This is a genomic window from Neptuniibacter sp. QD72_48, from assembly GCF_047778065.1.
Lineage (GTDB): Bacteria > Pseudomonadota > Gammaproteobacteria > Pseudomonadales > Balneatricaceae > Neptuniibacter.
Genome location: NZ_CP180547.1, coordinates 2,052,632 through 2,073,948, shown reverse-complemented (window position 1 = coordinate 2,073,948; position 21,317 = coordinate 2,052,632). Strand labels below are relative to the sequence as shown.

General features: G+C 43.5%; 21 protein-coding genes. 7 read left to right on the top strand and 14 right to left on the bottom strand.

The window, feature by feature from the left end:
* Window positions 1–8: 8 nt before the first annotated feature.
* The 8 genes from ACMXYX_RS09285 to gloB all read right to left on the bottom strand — a co-directional run bounded on the left by ACMXYX_RS09285 (window position 9) and on the right by gloB (window position 9,913).
* On the bottom strand, window positions 9–1,313 hold the full coding sequence (locus ACMXYX_RS09285; protein ID WP_415881419.1) for an NAD(P)/FAD-dependent oxidoreductase: 1,305 nt from the start codon (window positions 1,311–1,313) through the stop codon (window positions 9–11).
* Between the two features lie 170 nt (window positions 1,314–1,483).
* On the bottom strand, window positions 1,484–3,082 hold the full coding sequence (locus ACMXYX_RS09280; RefSeq protein WP_415881418.1) for an ABC transporter ATP-binding protein: 1,599 nt from the start codon (window positions 3,080–3,082) through the stop codon (window positions 1,484–1,486).
* Window positions 3,079–4,122, bottom strand: a complete 1,044-nt coding sequence (locus ACMXYX_RS09275; RefSeq protein WP_415881417.1) for an ABC transporter permease — start codon at window positions 4,120–4,122, stop codon at window positions 3,079–3,081. Before ACMXYX_RS09275 ends, ACMXYX_RS09280 begins: the two co-directional genes overlap by 4 nt.
* 2 nt (window positions 4,123–4,124) lie before the next feature.
* Complete coding sequence (locus ACMXYX_RS09270) at window positions 4,125–5,222, bottom strand: microcin C ABC transporter permease YejB (protein ID WP_415881416.1); 1,098 nt, start codon at window positions 5,220–5,222, stop codon at window positions 4,125–4,127.
* Window positions 5,222–7,057 carry an extracellular solute-binding protein gene (locus tag ACMXYX_RS09265; RefSeq protein ID WP_415881415.1) on the bottom strand — a complete coding sequence of 612 codons (1,836 nt, stop codon included), beginning with the start codon at window positions 7,055–7,057 and terminating at the stop codon, window positions 5,222–5,224. Before ACMXYX_RS09265 ends, ACMXYX_RS09270 begins: the two co-directional genes overlap by 1 nt.
* Window positions 7,058–7,142: 85 nt before the next feature.
* Window positions 7,143–7,391: a hypothetical protein gene (locus ACMXYX_RS09260; protein WP_415881414.1), complete on the bottom strand. Its 249-nt coding sequence runs from the start codon at window positions 7,389–7,391 to the stop codon at window positions 7,143–7,145.
* Between the two features lie 17 nt (window positions 7,392–7,408).
* Window positions 7,409–8,989 (bottom strand): LysM peptidoglycan-binding domain-containing protein, encoded by a 1,581-nt coding sequence (locus ACMXYX_RS09255; RefSeq protein WP_415896321.1) that lies wholly within the window; start codon window positions 8,987–8,989, stop codon window positions 7,409–7,411.
* Between the two features lie 150 nt (window positions 8,990–9,139).
* The gene (gene gloB / locus ACMXYX_RS09250; protein ID WP_415881412.1) at window positions 9,140–9,913 is read right to left on the bottom strand and encodes a hydroxyacylglutathione hydrolase; all 774 of its coding nucleotides are present in this window, start codon (window positions 9,911–9,913) and stop codon (window positions 9,140–9,142) included.
* Window positions 9,914–10,029: 116 nt separating this feature from the next.
* Here gloB and ACMXYX_RS09245 point away from each other — a divergent pair, with 116 nt between their 5' ends.
* The 3 genes from ACMXYX_RS09245 (at window position 10,030) to ACMXYX_RS09235 (ending at window position 11,642) form a co-directional block, all read left to right on the top strand.
* Window positions 10,030–10,800, top strand: coding sequence for a class I SAM-dependent methyltransferase (locus ACMXYX_RS09245; protein ID WP_415881411.1), 771 nt, complete (start codon window positions 10,030–10,032; stop codon window positions 10,798–10,800).
* A complete protein-coding gene (gene rnhA, locus ACMXYX_RS09240) occupies window positions 10,787–11,221 on the top strand; it encodes a ribonuclease HI (protein WP_415881410.1) in 435 nt (144 codons plus the stop codon). Before ACMXYX_RS09245 ends, rnhA begins: the two co-directional genes overlap by 14 nt.
* A gap of 112 nt (window positions 11,222–11,333) precedes the next feature.
* Window positions 11,334–11,642: a DUF4124 domain-containing protein gene (locus tag ACMXYX_RS09235; protein WP_415881409.1), complete on the top strand. Its 309-nt coding sequence runs from the start codon at window positions 11,334–11,336 to the stop codon at window positions 11,640–11,642.
* Window positions 11,643–11,679: 37 nt separating this feature from the next.
* On the opposite strand, the gene ACMXYX_RS09230 is transcribed toward ACMXYX_RS09235, so the two are convergent.
* The 5 genes from ACMXYX_RS09230 to ACMXYX_RS09210 form a co-directional block, all read right to left on the bottom strand.
* The gene (locus ACMXYX_RS09230; protein WP_415881408.1) at window positions 11,680–12,255 is read right to left on the bottom strand and encodes a DUF882 domain-containing protein; all 576 of its coding nucleotides are present in this window, start codon (window positions 12,253–12,255) and stop codon (window positions 11,680–11,682) included.
* A gap of 114 nt (window positions 12,256–12,369) precedes the next feature.
* On the bottom strand, window positions 12,370–13,659 hold the full coding sequence (locus ACMXYX_RS09225) for a L,D-transpeptidase family protein (protein WP_415881407.1): 1,290 nt from the start codon (window positions 13,657–13,659) through the stop codon (window positions 12,370–12,372).
* A 214-nt stretch (window positions 13,660–13,873) separates the two neighbouring features.
* Window positions 13,874–14,194, bottom strand: coding sequence for a hypothetical protein (locus ACMXYX_RS09220; RefSeq protein WP_415896317.1), 321 nt, complete (start codon window positions 14,192–14,194; stop codon window positions 13,874–13,876).
* Entirely contained in the window at window positions 14,191–15,039 is an 849-nt protein-coding gene (locus ACMXYX_RS09215; RefSeq protein WP_415881405.1) for a hypothetical protein, read from the bottom strand. Before ACMXYX_RS09215 ends, ACMXYX_RS09220 begins: the two co-directional genes overlap by 4 nt.
* A gap of 3 nt (window positions 15,040–15,042) precedes the next feature.
* Window positions 15,043–15,624, bottom strand: coding sequence for a PilZ domain-containing protein (locus tag ACMXYX_RS09210; RefSeq protein WP_415881404.1), 582 nt, complete (start codon window positions 15,622–15,624; stop codon window positions 15,043–15,045).
* A gap of 213 nt (window positions 15,625–15,837) precedes the next feature.
* Between ACMXYX_RS09210 and ACMXYX_RS09205 the strand changes: the two genes are divergently transcribed.
* A complete protein-coding gene (locus ACMXYX_RS09205) occupies window positions 15,838–17,082 on the top strand; it encodes a lipoprotein-releasing ABC transporter permease subunit (protein WP_415884658.1) in 1,245 nt (414 codons plus the stop codon).
* Window positions 17,075–17,764, top strand: a complete 690-nt coding sequence (gene lolD / locus ACMXYX_RS09200; RefSeq protein WP_415881403.1) for a lipoprotein-releasing ABC transporter ATP-binding protein LolD — start codon at window positions 17,075–17,077, stop codon at window positions 17,762–17,764. Before ACMXYX_RS09205 ends, lolD begins: the two co-directional genes overlap by 8 nt.
* A gap of 36 nt (window positions 17,765–17,800) precedes the next feature.
* On the opposite strand, the gene ACMXYX_RS09195 is transcribed toward lolD, so the two are convergent.
* Window positions 17,801–18,289, bottom strand: a complete 489-nt coding sequence (locus ACMXYX_RS09195) for a DUF2062 domain-containing protein (RefSeq protein WP_415884657.1) — start codon at window positions 18,287–18,289, stop codon at window positions 17,801–17,803.
* Between the two features lie 124 nt (window positions 18,290–18,413).
* Between ACMXYX_RS09195 and ACMXYX_RS09190 the strand changes: the two genes are divergently transcribed.
* Together ACMXYX_RS09190 and ACMXYX_RS09185 are read left to right on the top strand one after the other, a co-directional pair.
* Complete coding sequence (locus ACMXYX_RS09190; RefSeq protein WP_415905936.1) at window positions 18,414–20,648, top strand: DNA internalization-related competence protein ComEC/Rec2; 2,235 nt, start codon at window positions 18,414–18,416, stop codon at window positions 20,646–20,648.
* A gap of 40 nt (window positions 20,649–20,688) precedes the next feature.
* Window positions 20,689–21,309: a MotA/TolQ/ExbB proton channel family protein gene (locus tag ACMXYX_RS09185; protein WP_415881401.1), complete on the top strand. Its 621-nt coding sequence runs from the start codon at window positions 20,689–20,691 to the stop codon at window positions 21,307–21,309.
* Window positions 21,310–21,317: the final 8 nt, after the last annotated feature.

Genomic DNA, 21,317 nt, shown 5'->3' with positions numbered 1-21,317 from the left:
CTAGAAACTTAGTGCAGTTTCATCTTCGGTCGTACTACTTTTCCGATCTTCTCAGCAATATAAACGATCATCGCTTTGAAGAAGCCGTGAATAGCAATTTGGTGCATACGATAAAGTGAAACGTAAACGATGCGAGCAATTTTCCCTTCAATAAACATCGAGTTCTTTGAAAGGTTGCCCATCAAGCTGCCCACGGTACTGTAACGGCTAAGGTTGACCAGTGAACCGTGGTCCTTGTAGACGAAATTTTTAAGTGGTTTGCCTTTTTCGGTAAGAATAATGTTTTTCTTAACGATTGACGCCATTTGATGTGCTGATTGGGCCCGAGGCGGCACCCAACTACCATCTTCCTGCGCACAAGCACAGCAATCACCAATCACGTAAATGCTATCGTCGATGCTGGATTGAAGCGTAGGTTTAACCAGAATCTGATTCGTGCGAGTTAACTCAAAACCATAAAGATCTGCTAGGAAGTCAGGTGCCTTAACGCCAGCGGCCCAGATCATCATATCTGCTTCGATTTCTGAACCGTCAGCCGTTTCAAAGCCATTAGCGTTCGCTGATTTGATCAACGTATCTTCACATACATCTACACCCAAAGCTGCTAGTTCATCTCGGGCAGAGCCGGAGATACGAGCAGGCAGTGCAGGAAGAATACGTGGACCAGCTTCGATAAGCGTAACCTTCAGCTGTTTAGCCGTCATTTTCGGAAGGCCGTATGACTTAAGCATGTCGGTTACGTTGTAAAGCTCAGCTGCAAGCTCAACACCCGTTGCGCCTGCACCAACAATCGCGATATTTAATACGCCGTTTTCACGCTGGTTCACGCGCATGAAGTTGTTAATGAGCGCGTTATGGAAACGTTCAGCTTGTTTAGCCGTATCTAGGAAGAAACAGTGATCCTTTACACCCGGTGTTTTGAAATCGTTGCTGACGCTTCCGATCGCTAAAACAAGGGTGTCATATTGCAGATGCCTTTCCGGAAGTATTTGAACACCATCTTCATCGACTGTTTCAGCCAGTGTGACGGTTTTTGTGTCTTTATTTAGGCCGCAAAATGTACCTAGTTCGAACTCATAGTGGTGTTTGACCGCGTGAGCATGGTAAACAACGCCATCTGTATTTGGATCAAGCGAACCCGTGGCCACCTCATGTAAAAGAGGTTTCCAGATATGAGAACGTTTTTGATCGACTAGGGTTACTTCAACTGAGGGATTTTTTCGGTAGCGGTGGCCTAGTTGGGTGACGAGCTCAAGGCCGCCAGCGCCCCCGCCAATCACAAGAATCTTGTGTGGCTCCGTTGGGTTTGTCATTGTTTTAATCCTCAAAAAATATGGGATTAGTAGCTGTAGAAACTATTAATCCTATATTTTCTGATAGTCGTACTCTGATCTTGATGCAGACAAAAGTAAATAGAAAGAACTAGAAACGGCGCTAAAGAATTAGCACCGCTTCGTCTTAAAGTGGGAGAGGCATACTCGACTTATTGATTAAATGCAGCTGCCAGTAGTTGTTGTGTATATTCAGCTTTAGGGGCAGCGAAAATTTGTTGGGCATCACCTTGTTCGACGATATCTCCATGGCGCATCACTATTAGCTTGTGGCTTAGCGCTTTTACAACGGCTAAATCATGGCTGATAAACAGATAAGTTAAGCCATATTTTTCCTGAAGGTTACGCAATAGCTCCACAATTTGTTTCTGTACCGTGCGATCTAACGCAGAGGTGGGCTCATCTAATACAATAAGTTCAGGCTTCAGTACCAACGCGCGTGCGATGGCGATACGCTGCCGCTGACCTCCAGAGAATTCATGCGGATAGCGATGTCTACTTTCAGGGTCGATACCAACCTCTTGTAGTACATCGATGATCGCTTGTTCGTGCTCAGCTTTAGATTCTGGCTGGTGGATATCGAGTCCTTCGGCAATGATCTCAGCAATAGACATGCGCGGACTCAAGCTGCCGAACGGATCCTGAAAAACTATCTGCATCCGTTTACGTAAAGGTTTAACCGCTTTTTGATCTAAAGGTGCTAGAGCGGTCTGATCAAATGTAATTTCACCTTCACTACGTTGTAGTTTCAAAATAGCGAGGCCTAATGTGGTTTTTCCTGAGCCAGACTCTCCCACAATGCCAAGTGTTTCACCGCGGTTAACAGAAAGGTTGATGCTGTTTACCGCTTTAATATGGTCTACGGTCTTTTTGAAAAAGCCTTTTGTAATAGGGAACCAGACTTTTAATTTGTCTGTTTCTAGTAAGCGCTCTTGCTCGCATTGAACAATAGCAGGATTACCTGATGGTTCCGCATCTAACAGCGTTTGTGTGTAAGGGTGTTGTGGTTGTGCAAACAGTTGAGCCGTTGGAGCCGATTCGACTTGCTCACCTTTATACATAACACAGACATGATGCGCGTAACGACGAACAATATTAAGGTCATGAGTAATCAGCAAAATCGCCATGCCCAGTTTTTCTTGCAGAGACTTTAGTAACTCTAGAATCTGTTCCTGAATTGTTACATCAAGTGCTGTGGTTGGCTCGTCTGCGATAAGCAGTTCAGGATCATTGGCGAGTGCCATCGCGATCATTACACGTTGACGTTGCCCCCCGGAAAGTTCATGAGGGTAGCTATTTAAGCGTTTCTCAGGCTCAGGGATGCCAACTAACTCAAGTAGTTCAAGAATTCGAGATCGTGCTTGTTTACCAGTCATCCCTCTATGCAGAAGTAGAGTTTCCCCTATCTGTTTCTGAATTGTGTGTAGCGGGTTGAGCGACGTCATTGGTTCCTGAAAGATAACGCTGATCTTATCGCCGCGTAACTGGCGCATCTGATTTTCGTTATAGCTCAGCAGATCTTGGCCATCATAGTGAATTTCACCGCTAGGGTGACTTGCTTTAGGGTAGGGGAGTAAACGCAGAACTGACATTGCAGATACGGATTTGCCAGAACCTGATTCTCCTACCAATGCAAGAGTTTCACCCTTCGGTATATCAAAGCTAACTTGTTTCACTGCTTCTACAGCAGCTTCACTACCCTGATCAAAAGTGACGGATAGGTTGCGAACACTTAATAGCGGAGACTTCATGACACTTTCCTTGGGTCGAAGGCGTCACGTACAGCTTCACCTATAAAGATTAGAAGGGTAAGCATCAATGCAAGGCTACAGAAAGCCGTGATACCTAACCATGGTGCATGAAGGTTTGTTTTACCTTGAGCAACTAATTCACCCAATGATGGACTGCCTGGAGGCAGGCCAAAGCCCAAGAAATCCAGAGCGGTCAACGTAACAACAGATCCATTAAAGATAAATGGCATAAAGGTCAGTGTTGCCACCATGGCATTAGGAAGAATATGGCGGAACATGATCATGCGGTTATTTAAGCCAAGCGCACGCGCGGCTCGAACATATTCGAGATTACGACCACGTAAAAATTCGGCACGTACGACATCAACCAGCTGCATCCAAGAGAACAGAAGCATAATACCCAATAGCCACCAGAAATTTGGCTCAACAATGCTGGCTAAAATGATCAGCAAGAACAGAACCGGAAGACCAGACCAGATCTCGATAAAGCGTTGGAAGAAAAGGTCAACTTTACCGCCGTAGTAGCCCTGAATAGCACCAGCAACTACACCGATAACAGAGCTCGCTAAAGTCAAAACTACGGCAAATAGGATTGAGATCCTAAAACCGTATATGACGCGAGCAAGTACATCACGAGCCTGATCGTCTGTACCTAGTAGGTTATCCATTGTTGGAGGTGATGGTGCTGGTACGGGAAGATCGTAATTGATCGTGCTGTAGTTGTACTTAATCAGCGGCCAGATAATCCAGCCTTGTCCTTCATTATGTATAAGGTCTTGAATGTAAGGATCTTTGAAATCCGCAGGGCTTTCAAATTCACCACCAAAGGTCAGTTCGGTGTAATTCACAGCGACCGGGAAATATAGATCGCCCTTATACGACACTACCAGCGGATCATCATTCGCAATAATCTCTGCAAATAACGATAGGAAAAATAGCGTGCTGAAGAGCCATAAAGACCAATAGCCGCGTTTGTTTTTACGGAAGTTTTCGACCCTGCGCTGATTGAGAGGGCTGAGTTTATTAACTAATACACCCATGATTAAAGCTCCCTGCTTTCAAAATCTATTCTTGGGTCTACCAGTACATAAGTAATGTCACTGATCAATTTAAGTAATAAACCGATAAGGGTGAAGATATACAGGGTGCCAAAGATAACAGGGTAATCACGGTTGATTACAGCCTCATAACCTAGCAGTCCAATGCCATCAAGGGAGAAGATGACCTCAATCAGCATAGAGCCGGTAAAGAAGATTGAGATAAGCGCTGCAGGCATACCAGCAATGATGATAAGCATAGCGTTACGGAAGACGTGACCATAAAGGACTTTCTTTTCGGAAAGGCCTTTAGCACGCGCCGTAAGCACATATTGCTTGTTGATCTCATCTAAAAATGAATTTTTGGTTAGCATCGTTAATGTCGCAAAGCTGCCGATCACAGTTGCGATAACTGGTAGGGTGATGTGCCAGAAGTAATCTTTAATCTGGCCCCACAAACTTAATTCATCAAAGTTAGGTGACGTCAGTCCTCGAAGTGGGAACCAGTCTAACCAAGTGCCGCCTGCGAAGATGACGATCAGTAAAATCGCAAATAGGAAGTTCGGAATGGCGTAGCCAACGATTATTGCAGTACTGGTCCAGATATCAAAAGGGGTGCCGTCTTTAACCGCTTTACGTATACCCAAAGGAATGGAAACAGCGTAAGTAATCAATGTCGCCCAAAGGCCTAAGGAGATAGAGACCGGTAGTTTTTCGATGATTAAATCGACTACCGATTTGTCACTAAATAAGCTATTTCCAAAATCGAAAACGGCGTAATTTTTTAGCATCTGCCAAAAGCGTTCGTGAGCGGGTTTATCAAAACCGTATAGCGCTTCGATCTCTTTTACCAATTCTGGGTCTAAGCCTCTCGCACCACGATAGCTGCTGTCACCACCATTCGCGCTGCTTGCTTCGGTTGTTAGGTCATTTTGTGCGCCACTGACTCGAGCCGTCGCACCGACATTAATGCCTTCCAATTGAGCAATGGTTTGCTCAACGGGGCCGCCAGGGGCTGCTTGAACAATGATAAAGTTGATCGTCAGAATTCCTATCAAGGTAGGAATGATCAGAAGTAAACGCCTTAGAATATACGCAGCCATTATTTAGCGTCCTCGGATGGTTTGATCCACCAAGTATCAAAACCTAGATTGTATTTAGGGCGAGTGCTCGGCATTTCAAATTTATCCCAATAAGCCACTCTATATTTATTAATATGGTATTGAGGGATAACGTAATGATTCCATTGCAGCACGCGATCAAGGGCACGAGTTCGTAAAACCAACTGCTCACGATCAGGGGATTGAATAAGCTGGTCAACTAGGTAATCAACCGCTGGATTTTTGATTCCGATGAGATTACGGCTGCCTTCAACATCAGCACCAGAGGAATGCCAGTAATCACGTTGTTCATTACCCGGTGAGGAGGATTGACCAAATCCGCTTACAACTACGTCAAAATCATACTTACGCAGGCGGCTGATGTATTGTGAAACATCAACTAAACGAATGCTTGAGCGAATACCCAATCGTTCCAAGTTACGAATAAAGGGAGCGACTACTCGTTCGAAAGCAGGTGAATAAAGCAGCATTTCAATTTTAAGTGGTTCGCCAGTCTCTTTGTGGACTAACTTACCTTGTTTAAAGATCCATCCGGCTTGTTGAAGTAGGCGTTTAGCTTGACGCAGCTCGGTATAGATTCGTCCATTACCACTGGTTTCAGGAGCACGATAAACTTGAGTAAATACCTCGGTAGGGATTTGGTCACGAATAGGCTCAAGTATCTCGATCTCTTTCTCGGTTGGCAGGCTAGTAGCGGCCATCTCCGAGTTGGAGAAAAAGCTATGGGTACGGGTATAGGCGTTGTAAAAGATGTTTCTATTGGTCCATTCGAAATCAAATGCTAGCGCTAGTGCTTGTCTAACACGCGGGTCTTCAAATTGCGGTCGTCGAGTGTTTAGGACGAAGGCTTGCATACCTGTTGGGTTTTCATGACCTAACTCTTTGACAATTATCTTGCCTGAATCTACTGCAGACCCTGTATAGCTAGTAGCCCAGCGCTTTGATGAATTTTCTTGACGGAAATCGTATTCACCAGCTTTAAAAGCTTCCATTGCTACCGTGTTATCCCTGTAGTAATCGTAGGTCAGAAATTCAATATTATGACGACCTCTATTAACGGGTAGGTCTTTACCCCAGTAATCAGGGCTTAGCTTATAGGTGATACTACGTCCGGCATCAAAACTATCAATCGTGTATGAACCAGAGGCAACCGGAATATCTAAACTCGGTTTTTGGAAATCTCTATCTTGCCAAAAATGTTTAGGTAAAATTGCAATTTCACCAACGATAAGGGCTAACTCACGGTTAAGGTTGTTGCGGAAATTAAATTTAACTCGGTGAGGATTAAGTGCTTCAACTGATTCTATGTCGGCATAGTATGCTTTGTAGAAAGGTGCGCCTTTAGATCTCAAGGTTTCTAAACTGAAAACTACGTCTTCTGCAGTAATTGGGTGGCCGTCACTAAATTTTGCTTCAGGGCGTATATTAAAAATAATCCAGCTACGATCAGCTGGCACTTCTAGTGATTCAGCAACGAGACCATATAGGGAAAAAGGTTCGTCTTGAGCTTTACCAAGTAAACTATCGTATAGGAGGCCAAGCCCGTCAGCAGGGGTTCCTTTGACGATGAAGTTATTAAAGCTATCAAATGTTCCCAAAGCAGATTGAATGGCTTTGCCGCCTTTGGGTGCATCAGGGTTCACATAATCAAAGTGCTTAAAGTTGGCAGGGTATTTAAGGTCGCCATGCATTGCAATGCCATGGCTTGATGTAACCGCATCTGCCAATAGAGGTGCAGGAGTAAGGAAACTGGAAAGGCACAACCAAATACTTAATTTGCGCAGAGAAGAGCAAGTACGAGGTTTGAGTGTAAGCAATCTAAGGTTCCTTCTTAAAGTAAATTATCTTTTATATCAGTGACCTTTGCTGGGTTCCAGTAAAAGCCACTGATAAGACTGTTCCTTAGCTTTTTTGTTCAAATTGTTCGGACAATTCAGTTAGCTGATTATGGAGATGCTTACGCTTAACTTTCGCGTCGACGAGTTGCTGATATTGCTGTTGTAGGAACGTTAGTTTTTCCTCATTGCCATCAGCTAGACCTTTTATTAGGTCTTGATCCATCCACTTTTGAATGCGTTTATAAAGAATGACTTTAAACGCAATTGCAGTGACTGTCGCAAAAACAATAATAAAAATACTTGTAGCGTCCATGAGTCAGTCGTCCTGAATTAGTGTGCTCGGGTAACATCTACATACAAGGTCAGATGTTGCCCTGGGCGAATATACTTAGCTTTGTTGATCTTGTTCCAACGTAAGATATCCGCAACATTAACATTAAATTTGTTGGCGATAACAGAAAGCGAATCACCTTGGCGTACCTTGTAACCTACTTTGCGGATTACTTGGCGATCAGTTTCATTTAGCGCGGTTTGTGTTGGTTTGCTCCAAATAACTAGTTTCTTGCCAACTCGTAATGGGTCACCTGGTGCCATGCTGTTCCAACGTGCTAACTGGCGTACACCGACGTTGTAACGGTTGGCAATGCTCCAAAAACTATCACCTGACTGGACCGTGTGATGCTTTTGTTGGCGATCAGTTGTACGTGAAATGGTTTTCTGTCTGTCAGCATGACGTTGTTGCTGACTGAGGACATATTCTGTTGCCCGTTTACTTGCTGTTGGAACCAGCAGTGTTTTGCCTGCTCTGATATTGTTGCCGCTGATCTTATTAGTCGAGCGGATAAGGCTGACAGATGTCTTATATTTCTTAGCGATAGCGATCAAAGAATCGCCGGATTGAATTTTATAACGTGCCCACTTAACGCGTTGATCGCTGGGTAGCTCGGAGAGTGCTTTGGTAAATTGCTCGGCGTTATCAACCGGAACCAACAAACGATGCGGCCCTTCTGGCGCAGTGGCCCAGCGGTTAAAGCCAGGGTTCAAAAGGTACATCTCTTTAGTGCTGATATCAGCCATAGAGGCAGCTTGGGCAATATCAATCTGGCTACCTGTTTCAACAGCAGCGAAATGTGGTTCGTTCGGGATTGGTTGTAAAGTTAAGCCGTAATGACCCGAATTTTTTACGACCTCAGCGACAGCTAAGAATTTAGGTACATAAGCCATCGTTTCTTTCGGCAGTTTTAAAGACCAATAGTCGGTTGGCTTATCTTGACGCTTGTTACGTTTTATAGCTTTAGAAACGTTACCGCCCCCTGCGTTGTAAGCTGCTAGGGCGAGTAGCCAGTCACCATTAAAACGTTTATGTAACTGTTGTAGGTATGTATAGGCAGCATCAGTTGAACTCAAAATGTCACGACGTCCGTCATACCACCAGTTTTGCTTTAGGCCGAAATACTTACCCGTTGAGGGGATGAATTGCCATGGACCTGCTGCGCGGCCGTGAGAGTATGCAAATGGATCGTAAGCACTTTCAATAATTGGAAGTAGGGCTAATTCGACGGGGATGCCACGTTCAATCGCACTGTTTAGAATATGGTGATAATAAGGAGCTGCACGTTTTACCACGCGTGCCATATGGTTAGGGTGTTTCTTATACCACTTAAGCTGAGTTTGAACTCTTGGGTTATCTAAATGCAGATCCATCTGCATGTGAGTACGTGTGACTTCCCATAAATCCGTTGGGATGGCTTCAGTCTTCTCTTTAGGTGATAAGGTGTGATTGGCTTGAGAAGGCTGATGATCTATCCCTGTATTAGAAGGAATAGTGTTTTTTTCGGTAACGGATTGGCAACCGCTTAATACTACGCATGCAGCTATAGATAGCAGGACCGATTTAGAAGATGAAAACATGGTGCTCCGGTGTTTAGGAGGTAGAGGATCCTACGAACAAGACAATGTCCTATACGACTATGGCTTATTCTGAGGTTCCCAAATCGATCCATTCTATCAGTGGCCCTTGAGGGGTCAAGGGTTCTCTAGAAAAGCTAGAAAATCAACAAATTAAAATTGATTCTTCCATTCCCTTATAGCTGCAAACACCGCTTCTTGGTCTAACTCTGTTTGATGAGTGAATTGCTTCGCAGCACTAATGACGCTTGTCTGATCTGAACGCATAAAAGGGTTAATACGTTTTTCTTGGGCTATTGATGATGGCAATGTTGGGCGATCAGAATTACGAAGCGAAGTGCATTGGTTAATCGCATCTTTAACATCTGAATTGTCAGGTTCAACTGCCTCTGCAAAGGCTAGATTGGCCAATGAATATTCATGTGTGCAGTAAACTTCGGTGTTATCTGGCAATGAATGGAAATGATTCATCGCTGCTAACATCTGCTGTGGCGTGCCTTCAAACAAACGCCCGCATCCCGCTAAAAATAGCGTATCCCCGCAGAATAACTGAGGTTGCTCGGTGCTAGAAAAGTAGCTGATATGGTCGAGTGTATGTCCAGGTATCTCTTTAATGACGAGCTTTTGTCCCCATAGATCAAGTGTATCGTTTTCCTTAAGGGGATTGGTTATACCTGAGAAAGGAGAGTTATGAGGCCCATAAACAGGAACTTGATATCTGTCCGTAAGTTCTTTTACTCCGTCAGTATGATCGTAGTGGTGGTGTGTGATTAATATGGTGTCGAGTTCAAGGCTATTATCATTAAGGTATGCGATAACCGGAGCTGCATCACCTGGATCGATCACAGCGACTTTCTGGCTGTCAGGAAGCTTAAGGAGCCAAATATAATTATCAGAGAAAGCAGGAATTGGTGTAACGCTAAACATTTGACCGCCTCTATCAAGTGAAAGGAAAACCTTCATTTGCAGTGTTATAAAAGAAATATAATACTGCTTATATTACATTGGGCCAGTTCTAATTAGACAAAATTATGGCAAATAAGATGAGTCGCTCTTTAGAAACTCAGCTCCCACATATTATGGCTTGGTTTGATACCGAATTAGGTCAAGAGCTTCTTCAAGCTGAAAGGGATACTGTAGAGCGTGTAATTGGTGCTCTGTTTGGCATGCACTTGGTACAGTTTTCAGTAGATAGTCGGATTACTTTATTTGAAAGTAGTCCAGTTACTCACTGTTTCTCTGTTATTCCCAAGCTTGGCTTAGGTGTTGGCGATAATTGCATTGTCGCTGAGAATACTGAGATACCTTTAGCTCATGAGAGCGTTGATGTAGTGCTTCTCCATCATGCATTAGATTTTACTGATTCCCCCCATCAAGTCTTAAGGGAAGCTTCTAGAATTCTCAGACCTGGTGGGCATGTCGTAATTGTGGGATTCAATCCGGTAAGCTCTTGGGGCCTTTATAGACTGACAAAGCGTAAAAGTGATATGCCGCCTTGGAGTGGTCGATTCCTTAGCCATAAAAGGCTATCTGATTGGTTAAAACTTTTAGAATTAACTGAACTGCGTCAACTTTCAGGTTATTATCGCGCCCCGTTTACTAAAGCGAAATGGCGAAGCCGTTTTAGGCTAGTTGAAAGCGTTGCAAGGCGTTTACCCGGCCACACGGGTGCATTTTCAGTTATGTTGGCGCGTAAAGACATTGCAGGCATGACTCCATTGCGTTCTGGCTGGGGATTAAGAAGGCTTATTACTCTGCCAGTCGCGGAACCCACTACCCGAAAATCATTAAGGAAAGTTTGTGAAGATCGTTGAAATATTCACTGATGGTGCGTGTAAAGGAAACCCAGGACCAGGAGGATGGGGTGCCGTTATGCGTTATGGAGATGCTGAAAAGCAACTTTGGGGTGGTGAACAGGATACAACTAATAATCGCATGGAGTTATTGGCCGCAATTAAAGCGCTTGAAACACTTAATCGCCCTTGTGAAGTTGTGCTTACCACTGATTCTCAATATGTCAGACAAGGAATAACTGAATGGATTGATGGCTGGAAGAAGCGTGGTTGGAAAAACTCACAGAAAAAACCAGTCAAAAATGCAGATTTATGGCAGCGCTTAGACAAAGCAACCGAGCCTCATTCAATCGATTGGCGCTGGGTAAAGGGGCATAGTGGTCATCCTGAAAACGAACTAGCCGATCAACTGGCAAACCGTGGCGTCGAAGAGTTAAGCTAGCAAAACTGTAACTTGGTTGAAGTGCTCTCCGTATGCGTGCTCTAAACTACAAATTACTGTTGTGTGTTATTTATACAAATGACTGCTATGCTGGGTAGAAAGGAGGCTCCCTATGCTAAAGCGGATTGCGTTTACTTCAGGACTTATTTTACTCGCAGCTAATCTTTCAGCTGGCGAAATGTACATGTGGGTAGACAGTGAGGGCGTAAGGCACTTTAGTGATCGACCACCGCAGAGAGGTGAAAAAGCTCAAGTTAGAGGTGAGGTTACTACTGATGTATTAAGGGTGGATAGACGACCACCTAGGCCTCCGGTCGCTGCAAACAATAGTTCTGGTAGTACCAGTAAGAAACCTTCAGCCCCAGAAAAACCAAAAAATGAGATAGAAGCTGAAGGTGATCAGGCCGAAAAAACAGAATAAGCCTTTCTCAACTGAAGAAAAATATTAGGAGATCGTTTTACGATCCCCACTGCCTTACTCTGCCTACATCAAGATGCACAAAGTTACTGCGTGTATATAGACCCACACCTCCAGACTTCATGCTCAATGCAGCACGTTGAAGATCTTTAACATCGACACCCGGAATGCGAATATCAATGGCTTTACCCTGCATATGCAAGCTTTTCTTAGCTACTTTTCCGCTTTTGCTGCTCAACATGGCATTGGTTTTAGGAGAGCGGTAAGCCGATATAACGTGAATAGGCTTATGCTCACCAAATGTTTGTTGCAAATCATGCAGCAACATCATTAGCTGTTGATTCATTGGGTGAACTTGATCTGTTCGATGATCGCGCAATAGGTGATCAAGTGCGCCAAGGCTATCCTTTTGGAAGCTACCTTCAGTGAAAAATGTACTATTTAAAGCTTCGCCAGTGTGCAGGTTTACCAATGATAACGAATGGTCTTTAGCCTTATGGATATTGGCAAAAGCTGCTGAGGGCATAGCGCTTAACGCTGATAATCCACCTAGGGCTTTTAAAAATTTACGTCGTGTCGGGGAAGGGATAACAATAGAATCTTTCTGATCGGTCATTAGGTATCAAAACATCTGAAAAAGAAATAATTATGCCTGATCAAATAATTGTTTGTATATAAATTGATCAGTCATCTGCATGAATTATTCTTGAGTATATTTTGAGCAACTTGATTAATTTTGGCGTGCATCTGTGTTTAAAAGTGCTTCTTCTAGTCGTGTTAGGTCATATCTATCGCGTTTATATAGGTCGTGACGGAAGTTTAAATCACCGTCCTGATCGATAAACGCAGTCCAATAAGTTACATGTAATGGGATAGGGTCTAACAAACGTATGTGTTTAGTTTTCTCTTGTTCAAATAATGGATCTAGTTTGCTGCTATTCCAACCTTGTGTCATTCGCATGAGCTGATCTGCAAGTTGGCGTGGTTGCTCAACTCGAATGCATCCTGAACTAAAAGCGCGCTTAGATTCATTAAAAAGGCGTTTAGCTGAAGTGTCGTGGAGATAGACTGAATAAGGGCCAGAGGTCAGGAATTTCACACTTCCAAGCGTGTTTGATGAACTTGGTGCTTCCCAAAAACGTTGATAGTTTTCGCCTTTATATAGTTTATCGTAATCGATATCTTCAGCAGCGATAATGCGTTTGTTATTGCCCCAGCCAGTGACTAGGTTCAGTCTCGCTTTCTTTAGAAAACTTGGGTCTTTCTCAAGTTCAGGCACGATATCTCTATAGGCGATACTCTTAGGCACGTGCCAAGAGGGGTTGATTACGATACGGTTAACTTCTGTTTCGAAGATTGGGGTTTTCCTTTTCTTCTTGCCCACGATGGTTTTCATGCTCAGGACTGATCTGCCTTGCTCGATCAGGTGTAGTCTAAAGTCAGGCACATTGACTTGAATGTAGCGATCAGTGTTTGGTTGGAACTGCTGAAGTCGAAGAATATTTACGTATAACTGATCCGCTCTTTTATGAAGAGAAACATTTAGAGTGCGTCTTGTTTCAGGGCCTGCAATACCATCAACCTTGGCGCCGTGCCTTTTCTGGAATCTTTCCAATGCTTCATGCAGCTCTGTGTCAAACAGTGGGTCTGAAATGGATGAACAGTTTGCTGATGAAAGATCACCCAGTGTAATGAGCTTTTCTCGAATCATCGGTACGTGCGGGTGGGTGTCGCCAAATCTTAGTAATGGCCCTCTTGGAATGGTTTTCCATTGCTGAGTATCTGCTAGAGCGCGGTACTTCTCATATTCTTTCTGCAAGATTTGAATCGGGTTCAAGTCACTAGCAAGATGCTTCACATCTTTGGCGTTAGATGGAGGTTTTAATAGCTCAGCTGAAGTTTCTGGAACGGAATTTTGATTTGCTGCCTGTAGAGGAGATGTTGCGGCTAATTCCATGCTTTGACATATCGGCGTATAAGAGCCAAGAAAGACCATTACTAAAGCAAGTAAATACTGCATAACTAGCCTCCTGCTTCTATGTCTATCCTGCCGCATCCATCAGCGACAAAATGAAGGGGTTTTTTAATTACAGGTCTAGCTTGGATATTCTTCAAGTTTGATAACGTGAAGGTTTTTCAAGGGAGATATTAAACGGTATAGCCTTAATTAAGGCTGAAGAGCACTCAGGAGCAGGTAGTGGATGAGTTCCGAGTGCTAAAGGAAAAAATGGAAGCTACTTCTTTTTGTTTTTGCGTTGTTGTTTTAAGGCTTCGTCGTTTTTGTAGTACTCATCTTCATAGTACTGACCTGTAATTTCTAAACGCTTTTCAATCCAGCGGTTATAACGCGACCAAATGAAAAAGCCAGGTGTCATCAACACCATGACGCCAACCATCATGCCTGCGCCTGCATATTTGGGTGGAACTTGCTGAATGGCCCAGTCAAGAAAACCTAGTTTGTAGCCTGCGTAATACCACAAAATTAAGCCAGCGAAACCAATGCCAGCTGCTAAATGGTGGAGTTTAGTATTTTTGTTCGATTTTTCTTCAGTCATGTCTTCTTGTAGCGGTGTATACGCAAGCTCGGTAAATATGGTTCGGGGTCGATAATTACATCACTCCGAAGCTGCCGTTTGCGTTGATCGGGGGGTGTAAAAGAGGGGGTATTATATTCCGGAAAAGCTTCTTCTGCATCTAAAGGGAAAAATAAAGGAAGCGGGCAGTTACGAGCTTTTCTTATGAGTTTGTCTTTATCTTTCCAAACGATATTCGCTCGCATCACAGGAACTTGATTTTGTAACTGTACTAGCACTTCATTGCTTGGGATTTTGCCTAGTGCTTGAAGCTGAAGCTGGATATGTAATTGATTAGTATCCATAGCTAACAGGCGTTGCTCTGCTTCTTTAATCGATACTTTCCTTAAGCTTCTGCCACTACTGTACCAGCTAAAGGTTACTTTGTTTGGACGCTTTTCAAGTAGAGGTATTTGGCGGTAACACTGTTTTAAATTTACGCGCGCCATGCCTTGTTGCTGAAGTGCTAAATTAAGTTCTTCGGCGCGTTTGTAGATAATTTGGTTTGGGTCCCCGCGAGCTTCACGAAATTGTCTCACGCGAGTTTGAAAATTTTGCTTATGAGTATTGAGTTGATGAATCAGCGGAATGATATGGCAAGGCACACCAATGAGGCCGTATAGGTTCTCGGTACGCCGACCATCTCCTCCGGCTGAATGCCATATATTGGTGATAGTTTTTATAGCGTCAGTTAATGACGAATCCTGTTGGTTATCACTAAGCAGCCAATATCTACAGTCATTTTGCTGGAGTTGAGTGCTTAGTGACTTTTGTACTTGGTTCAGTCGATCAAAAGCTTGTGTGAGTGCAATGATCCCTTTGCTCATTACTTAAGCTTCTTGTGGTTCTTCAACTTGCTGTTTGCGCAATTTAGCTTGGCTTTCGAAAATCTGGCGAGCCAAAATCATACGGCAGTTCTCAGGCATTTTAATAAACTCGACGCTGGTCAGGTGGCTACCATCTCCCATGGAATCACTTCTTAGGCATTGTGCATAGAGTAGAAGGCCAATACATGAGTCAGGGAATACGAGCTTGATCGATAAGAATGCATCTTTTTTAATAGCTTCGTTGTATCTGAACTGTAAGCCGCCTTCAGATAGATTGACTTCTTGGATCGCGCTTTGGCCTACGGTCATTTCTGTTGAGGCGATTGCTTGGGCGATTCGCTCGATCTTGTTATGCATAACCGTCAATAAAGTCGCAACATTGCTATCTTTTTCTGCAACCTTACGTAATAGATGGCTACTGTCGCTATCAAGCGCTTGAAGTTGGCTTAAAAGAAGAAAATTAGGCGAAACATCGAACTGTGTAGGGCTTGGGTGATCAGAAATTTCTGATTCAGAAATGACTTTCAGTTCTAAAGAAACATGTTGGTCAATACGGAAATACTGACGGCGATCTTGTTCCTGCATGCTTTGCCCTCAAATTAATATTGCATAGATAGCTTGGAGTATATGAATAAACGCGTACAAAAGCACCTATGAATGATTTGTTTTAGTAGATTGAAATGTAAAGTTTTTATAGTAACTAATGTTTTAATAACAGTAAGTTAAGACTTGTTCCTATTCTAAAAGTTCAGTCTTTTATCGTTTCACACGCATAATTTTATGTGGTTTAATCGCCACATGTTTAAGCCCTTATCTATATTTATTGGATTGCGCTATACGGCAGCTAAGCGCAATAACCATTTTATCTCCTTTATCTCTTTAGCCTCGATGTTGGGGCTGATGTTAGGTGTGGCTGCATTAATTATTGTCCTATCTGTTATGAATGGCTTCGATAGAGAGCTGAAACAGCGCATTCTCGGTATGGTCCCGCATGCATCAATCAGTGGTTATGGAAAATCTATTGAAGAGTGGCCTGTGCTGGTGGAATCGCTGGAACAAAACCCTCGTGTGATTGCTGCTGCACCCTTCATTCAAGCGCAGGGGATGTTGACCAGTCGCGGAGTTGTTCGTGGAGCGCTTATCAATGGCATTGATCCAGCTGAAGAGGCTGACGTTTCAATTCTTGGTGATCATATCCAATCAGGTACGCTGGATGTATTGAATCAGCAGCGGTTTGGCATTGTTTTAGGTAATCTTTTGGCGCGCTATTTGGGGGTTAAGGTTGGCGATAAAGTGACGCTAGTCTTGCCAGAAGCATCTGTCAGTGTTGCAGGTGTAGTTCCCCGTTTGAAGCGATTTACAGTGGTTGGCATATTTGAAGTGGGTGCTGAGCTAGATGCAAATTTGGCTTATATCCATATTAAAGATGCTGCAAAAATTAAGCGATTAGGCGAAGGTGTGGATGGTATTCGCCTTAAATTTGATGATCTATTTGACGCGCCAAAAGCTGTCAGAGAAATTGCTGCAGGCCTTCAAGGTTATTACCGAACCAGCGATTGGACACGTACACACGGGAACTTATTCCAAGCGATTCAGCTAGAGAAACGCATGATTGGTCTTTTGCTATTCCTAATTGTGCTTGTAGCAGCTTTCAATATTGTTTCTACCCTAGTGATGGTCGTTACAGATAAAAAAGCTGATGTGGCCATACTTAGAACCTTAGGTGCTACACCTGGCAGAATTATGCGTATTTTTATGGTTCAAGGCACGGTGATTGGTATTTTAGGAACCTTGATGGGTACGGTTTTGGGTGTGACCTTGGCACTTAATGTCGCCGATATTATTGGCTGGGTGGAATCAACCTTTGCGATTCAGTTCTTAGATCCGAATGTCTACTTTATCAGTCAGTTTCCGTCCGATTTACAATGGCCTGATGTAGGTGTCATTACAGGCACAGCACTCATGATTAGTTTCCTTGCAACGATTTACCCTGCTTGGAGAGCATCCAAAACAGATCCTGCTGAGGCGCTACGATATGAGTAATCAAGAAATTGTATTGCAGGCGGCAGGGGTTTCTAAAAGCTACAGCGATGCTGGCCGAAATGTTGAAGTCCTAAAGGATTTAGACTTTGCTCTTCATAAAGGTGAGCAGCTAGCCATTATAGGCTCATCAGGTTCAGGTAAAAGTACGCTGCTTAATATCCTTGGCGGTTTGGATAAGCCTACGAAGGGCAATGTGATCATTAACGGTCATGATCTACATGCCGGTTCCGAGGCTAAGCGTGCGCAAGTAAGGAATGAAACCTTGGGTTTTGTATACCAGTTTCATCATCTTCTTCCGGAATTTACTGCATTGGAAAATGCCTCTATGCCTTTGCTGATGAGAGATCAATCCATTGCTGAGGTAAAAGAGCAAGCGCAAGCTGTGCTTGAGTCGGTAGGATTAGGCGAGCGATTACATCATAAGCCTGCACAATTAAGCGGTGGTGAAAGGCAGCGTGTGGCAATAGCGCGAGCTCTGATCGGGAAGCCTGCAGTTGTATTGATGGATGAGCCTACGGGTAATCTAGATCGAACAACAGCCGAAAGTGTTCAGGAGCTAATCGATAATCTTAATCAAGAATATGATATAGCTTTTGCCCTAGTAACACATGATCCTGAGTTAGCCCGTAAAACGGGTAGGGTGCTAGAGTTAATCGATGGCAAGCTAATTGAAAAAGGATGACTTAATGTCGCCCTTTTTTATTGTTCTATAATCTGGTTACTTTGTACGTTTAGCTCGGTCTTTCCAGCTTTTTCCGACATGCCAAGCCCAGAAACCTTGTACTGTTAGATAGCCGAGTATACCGAATACTATCCCGCAGATTACCGATCCAAACAGTAGGGGCCACCAAACCAAGGATAAGCTGTTTTGGATGAAATCCATGCTCATCTCGAAATCGATCTGTTGGTTAGGGTCTCCAATAAGGAAATCTCCAACCAGATAAGTGAAATAAAATATTGGCGGCATAGTTAATGGGTTGGTAATCCAAACTAAGCCAACAGAAATTGGAAGATTACTTCGGATCATTACCGCAAGAATTGCAGCCACTATCATTTGCATAGGGATCGGCAAAAAAGCGCAAAACAAACCCACTAAAAAGGCACGTGAAACTGATTTTCGATTAAGGTGCCAAAGGTTTGGTTCGTGGATGTGACTACCAAGCCAGCTAAGATGTTTGTGCTGCTTTAGCTTGTCTTCATTGGGCATGTATTTTTTTATAAGTTTGCGCGGCATCTTCTTATTTACTTATTATGGGCTAGCAAACGGGATGAGGGTTTATTATGCCCCTTACGTTCAGTTAAGCCAAGGAAACTAAAGCATGAGATCAAGGATGATCGCGATTGCTGTTGGTTTTGCGGTGGCGCTTTTGCAACCGCAATTACTTCCAGTGACATTTTCTATTGCTATTGTGACAGTTATAGCACCTCTGCTGATTTTAACTCCGCGTATCAGATCATTACACTTGAGCTTTTTCCTCGTCAGTTTTCTCTATGTGAATCTGTGGGGTGTTGTCCAGCTTGAGCAACGTTTACCGGAATCTCTTAAACGCACAGACTGGAAATTACAGGGCGTCATAACCGATATACCTAGATATCAAGAGGGCGTTTTAAGATTTTTAGTAGATGTCGACGAGATTCAAGGGGTGCAAGGGGCAAGGACTGATGAAAATTTAAAGGTTAATCGACTTAGCCTTGCTTGGTATAACCCTGATTTAACACTTTCGCTGGGTGATCGTGTTGAGTTAACTGCTAGGCTCAAACCTCCACATGGCCTAGTTAATCCTGCAGGCTTCGATTATGAGCGTTGGTTGTTAGCTAGAGGGATTGATGCTACTGGCTACGTTCGTGGTCAAGTTAATGTTCTTTCGGAAGCCGATAGTTGGAACATTCGTACTCGAATATGGATTAATGACTCTATACAAACTCAATTTGAAACCCAGCAGACGATAGCTCTGTTTCAAGCATTAACGACGGGCACAAAATCGATGCTGGAGGCTCATGATTGGGACCTGTTGAAACATAGTGGCGTTGTGCATCTAGCGGTGATTAGTGGATTACACATTGGCTTTATGGCCTTCTGCGGTTGGTGGATCGGCAGGCTGGCGGGTGTCGTGTTTTATCGTATTCACTTTCAGCACCAGTTCCCCTATTTCGGCGCATTAAGCTTAGCTGCTTTTTATCTCTTGATATCAGGCGTAGGTATACCGGCACAACGCGCTTTTATTATGTTGCTGGTCTTATTGTTCACTGGTAGCAGAATGTTTTATCTGGATCATTGGACAAGGTGGTGGATAGCTTTTGTCGTTGTTCTTTCTTTCAATCCCCTTTCTTTTTTTGAGATAGGGTTCTGGCTCTCGTTTTTGGCTGTTGCATTGTTGATTTGGATATCTCAATTTTCGCGTGGATGGCGAATGGCCTTGAGCCTTCAGTTTATGTTGATGATAGGTATGCTGCCTATCTACCTGTTTTACTTTTCTGGTGTGTCGGTGATAGCACCATTTTTTAATCTGATCGCTATACCGTTTTTTTCAGTGCTTGTTCCTTTGTTATTCCTGCATCTTGGACTTACTTGTGTCGGTATCGATTTGCTAATTCCATTGCTGAACGGTATGTCAGATCTGTTTTGGTGGTCGGTCGAATGGAACCAAAAGGTTGAAATGGGCTACTGGCAGTTAGATGCTCCGAACATTGTTGTATTGTTTTTAGTGGTGCTGGTTGCGGGATGTTTGCTGTTACTGAGATTGTCGTTGCCTACATCGGTGGTATTGCTGCTGTTGATGCCTGCAATTGTCGGTTCAAGTTCTAAGTATAAGGACGACTCTGATTTTAGGGTTTGGGTTTACGATGTAGGGCAAGGCTTAGCTGTTAGAGTGCAGGTTGGGGAGTATCAATTACTTTATGATACTGGACCATCTTATCGCTCTGGTGGAACTGCCTATGAAAGGGCGGTTTTGCCAGATTTTGAGAACGCAAATATTGATTCAATCGATCATCTTGTTCTAAGTCATAGTGATAATGATCATGCAGGAGGCGCTGCAGCTGTATTCGATTCCATCAAGGTGGATAGGTTAACAACGTCTTATCGATATAAAAGTGCAGAGGTTTGTACAGCAAGTCGTGGATGGCTGGTGAATGGAGTTAAGTTTACGTTTCTTGCAGGAGCGGAAGGTGCGAATGATAACGATCGTTCCTGCGTATTAATGATCGAGTCGCCGAATTGCCGGTTGTTATTACCAGGGGATATTGGTGCTCAAAAAGAACTTGAGCTAATCCCTAAAGTTGCGCCAATTGTTGATTGGTTAGTTGCCTCGCACCATGGAAGTAAAACCTCTTCGTCTACTGCGTTTATCAACTCAATCAAGCCTTTAAATGTGATCTTTAGTGCTGGTTATGCAAACGCTTTTAGGCATCCTCATCCTGATGTTGTGCAGAGATTTTTAGATAGCGGGGTGAAAACCTATGAGACTGCTAAAGATGGTGCCATTATGCTAATTGCTGATGCCCATGAAGGGTGTAAAACAATAACAATGAGAGAGGATGAAAAACGATTCTGGAGATCGTTTTAATCTCTGTGATAGAGTACGCGCAGTCAAAGGAGAAATTACTGTGTTTGAGCTTTTACAATCTGGTGGTTGGATTATGATTCCAATCGTTATCTGCTCGGTTATAGCATTAGCAATCTGTTTGGAGCGTTTTTGGACTTTGCGTGCGGATCGTGTTGCGCCTCCAGGGCTTTTGGCAGAAGTTTGGACCCTAATAAAGCAGCGCAATATCACTGCAGAAAGGCTAAAAGATCTAAAGGGTAATAGCCCTCTAGGTCAGATTTTGGTGGCTGGTCTAAATAACGCATCTCATGGTCGAGAGATTATGAAGGAGAGTATTCAAGAAGCTGCTGGCCAGGTTGTGCATGATTTAGAACGTTTTCTAAACCCGCTTGGGACTATTGCTGCCATTACGCCTTTGCTCGGGTTGTTAGGTACGGTGATCGGTATGATTAAAGTTTTTACTGAGATCATGATTCACGGTACAGGTAATACCAGCCTTCTTGCTGGTGGTATCTCAGAAGCACTAATCACTACAGCGGCAGGTTTAACGATCGCAATCCCTGCGCTTATTTTTCATCGCTATTTTCAACGCCGAATTGATTCCTTAGTTATCACTATGGAGCAAGAAACGGTAAAACTTATTGAAGTGATGCACGGTGAGCGTGACATCGACGTTGAGTAGGTATAGGT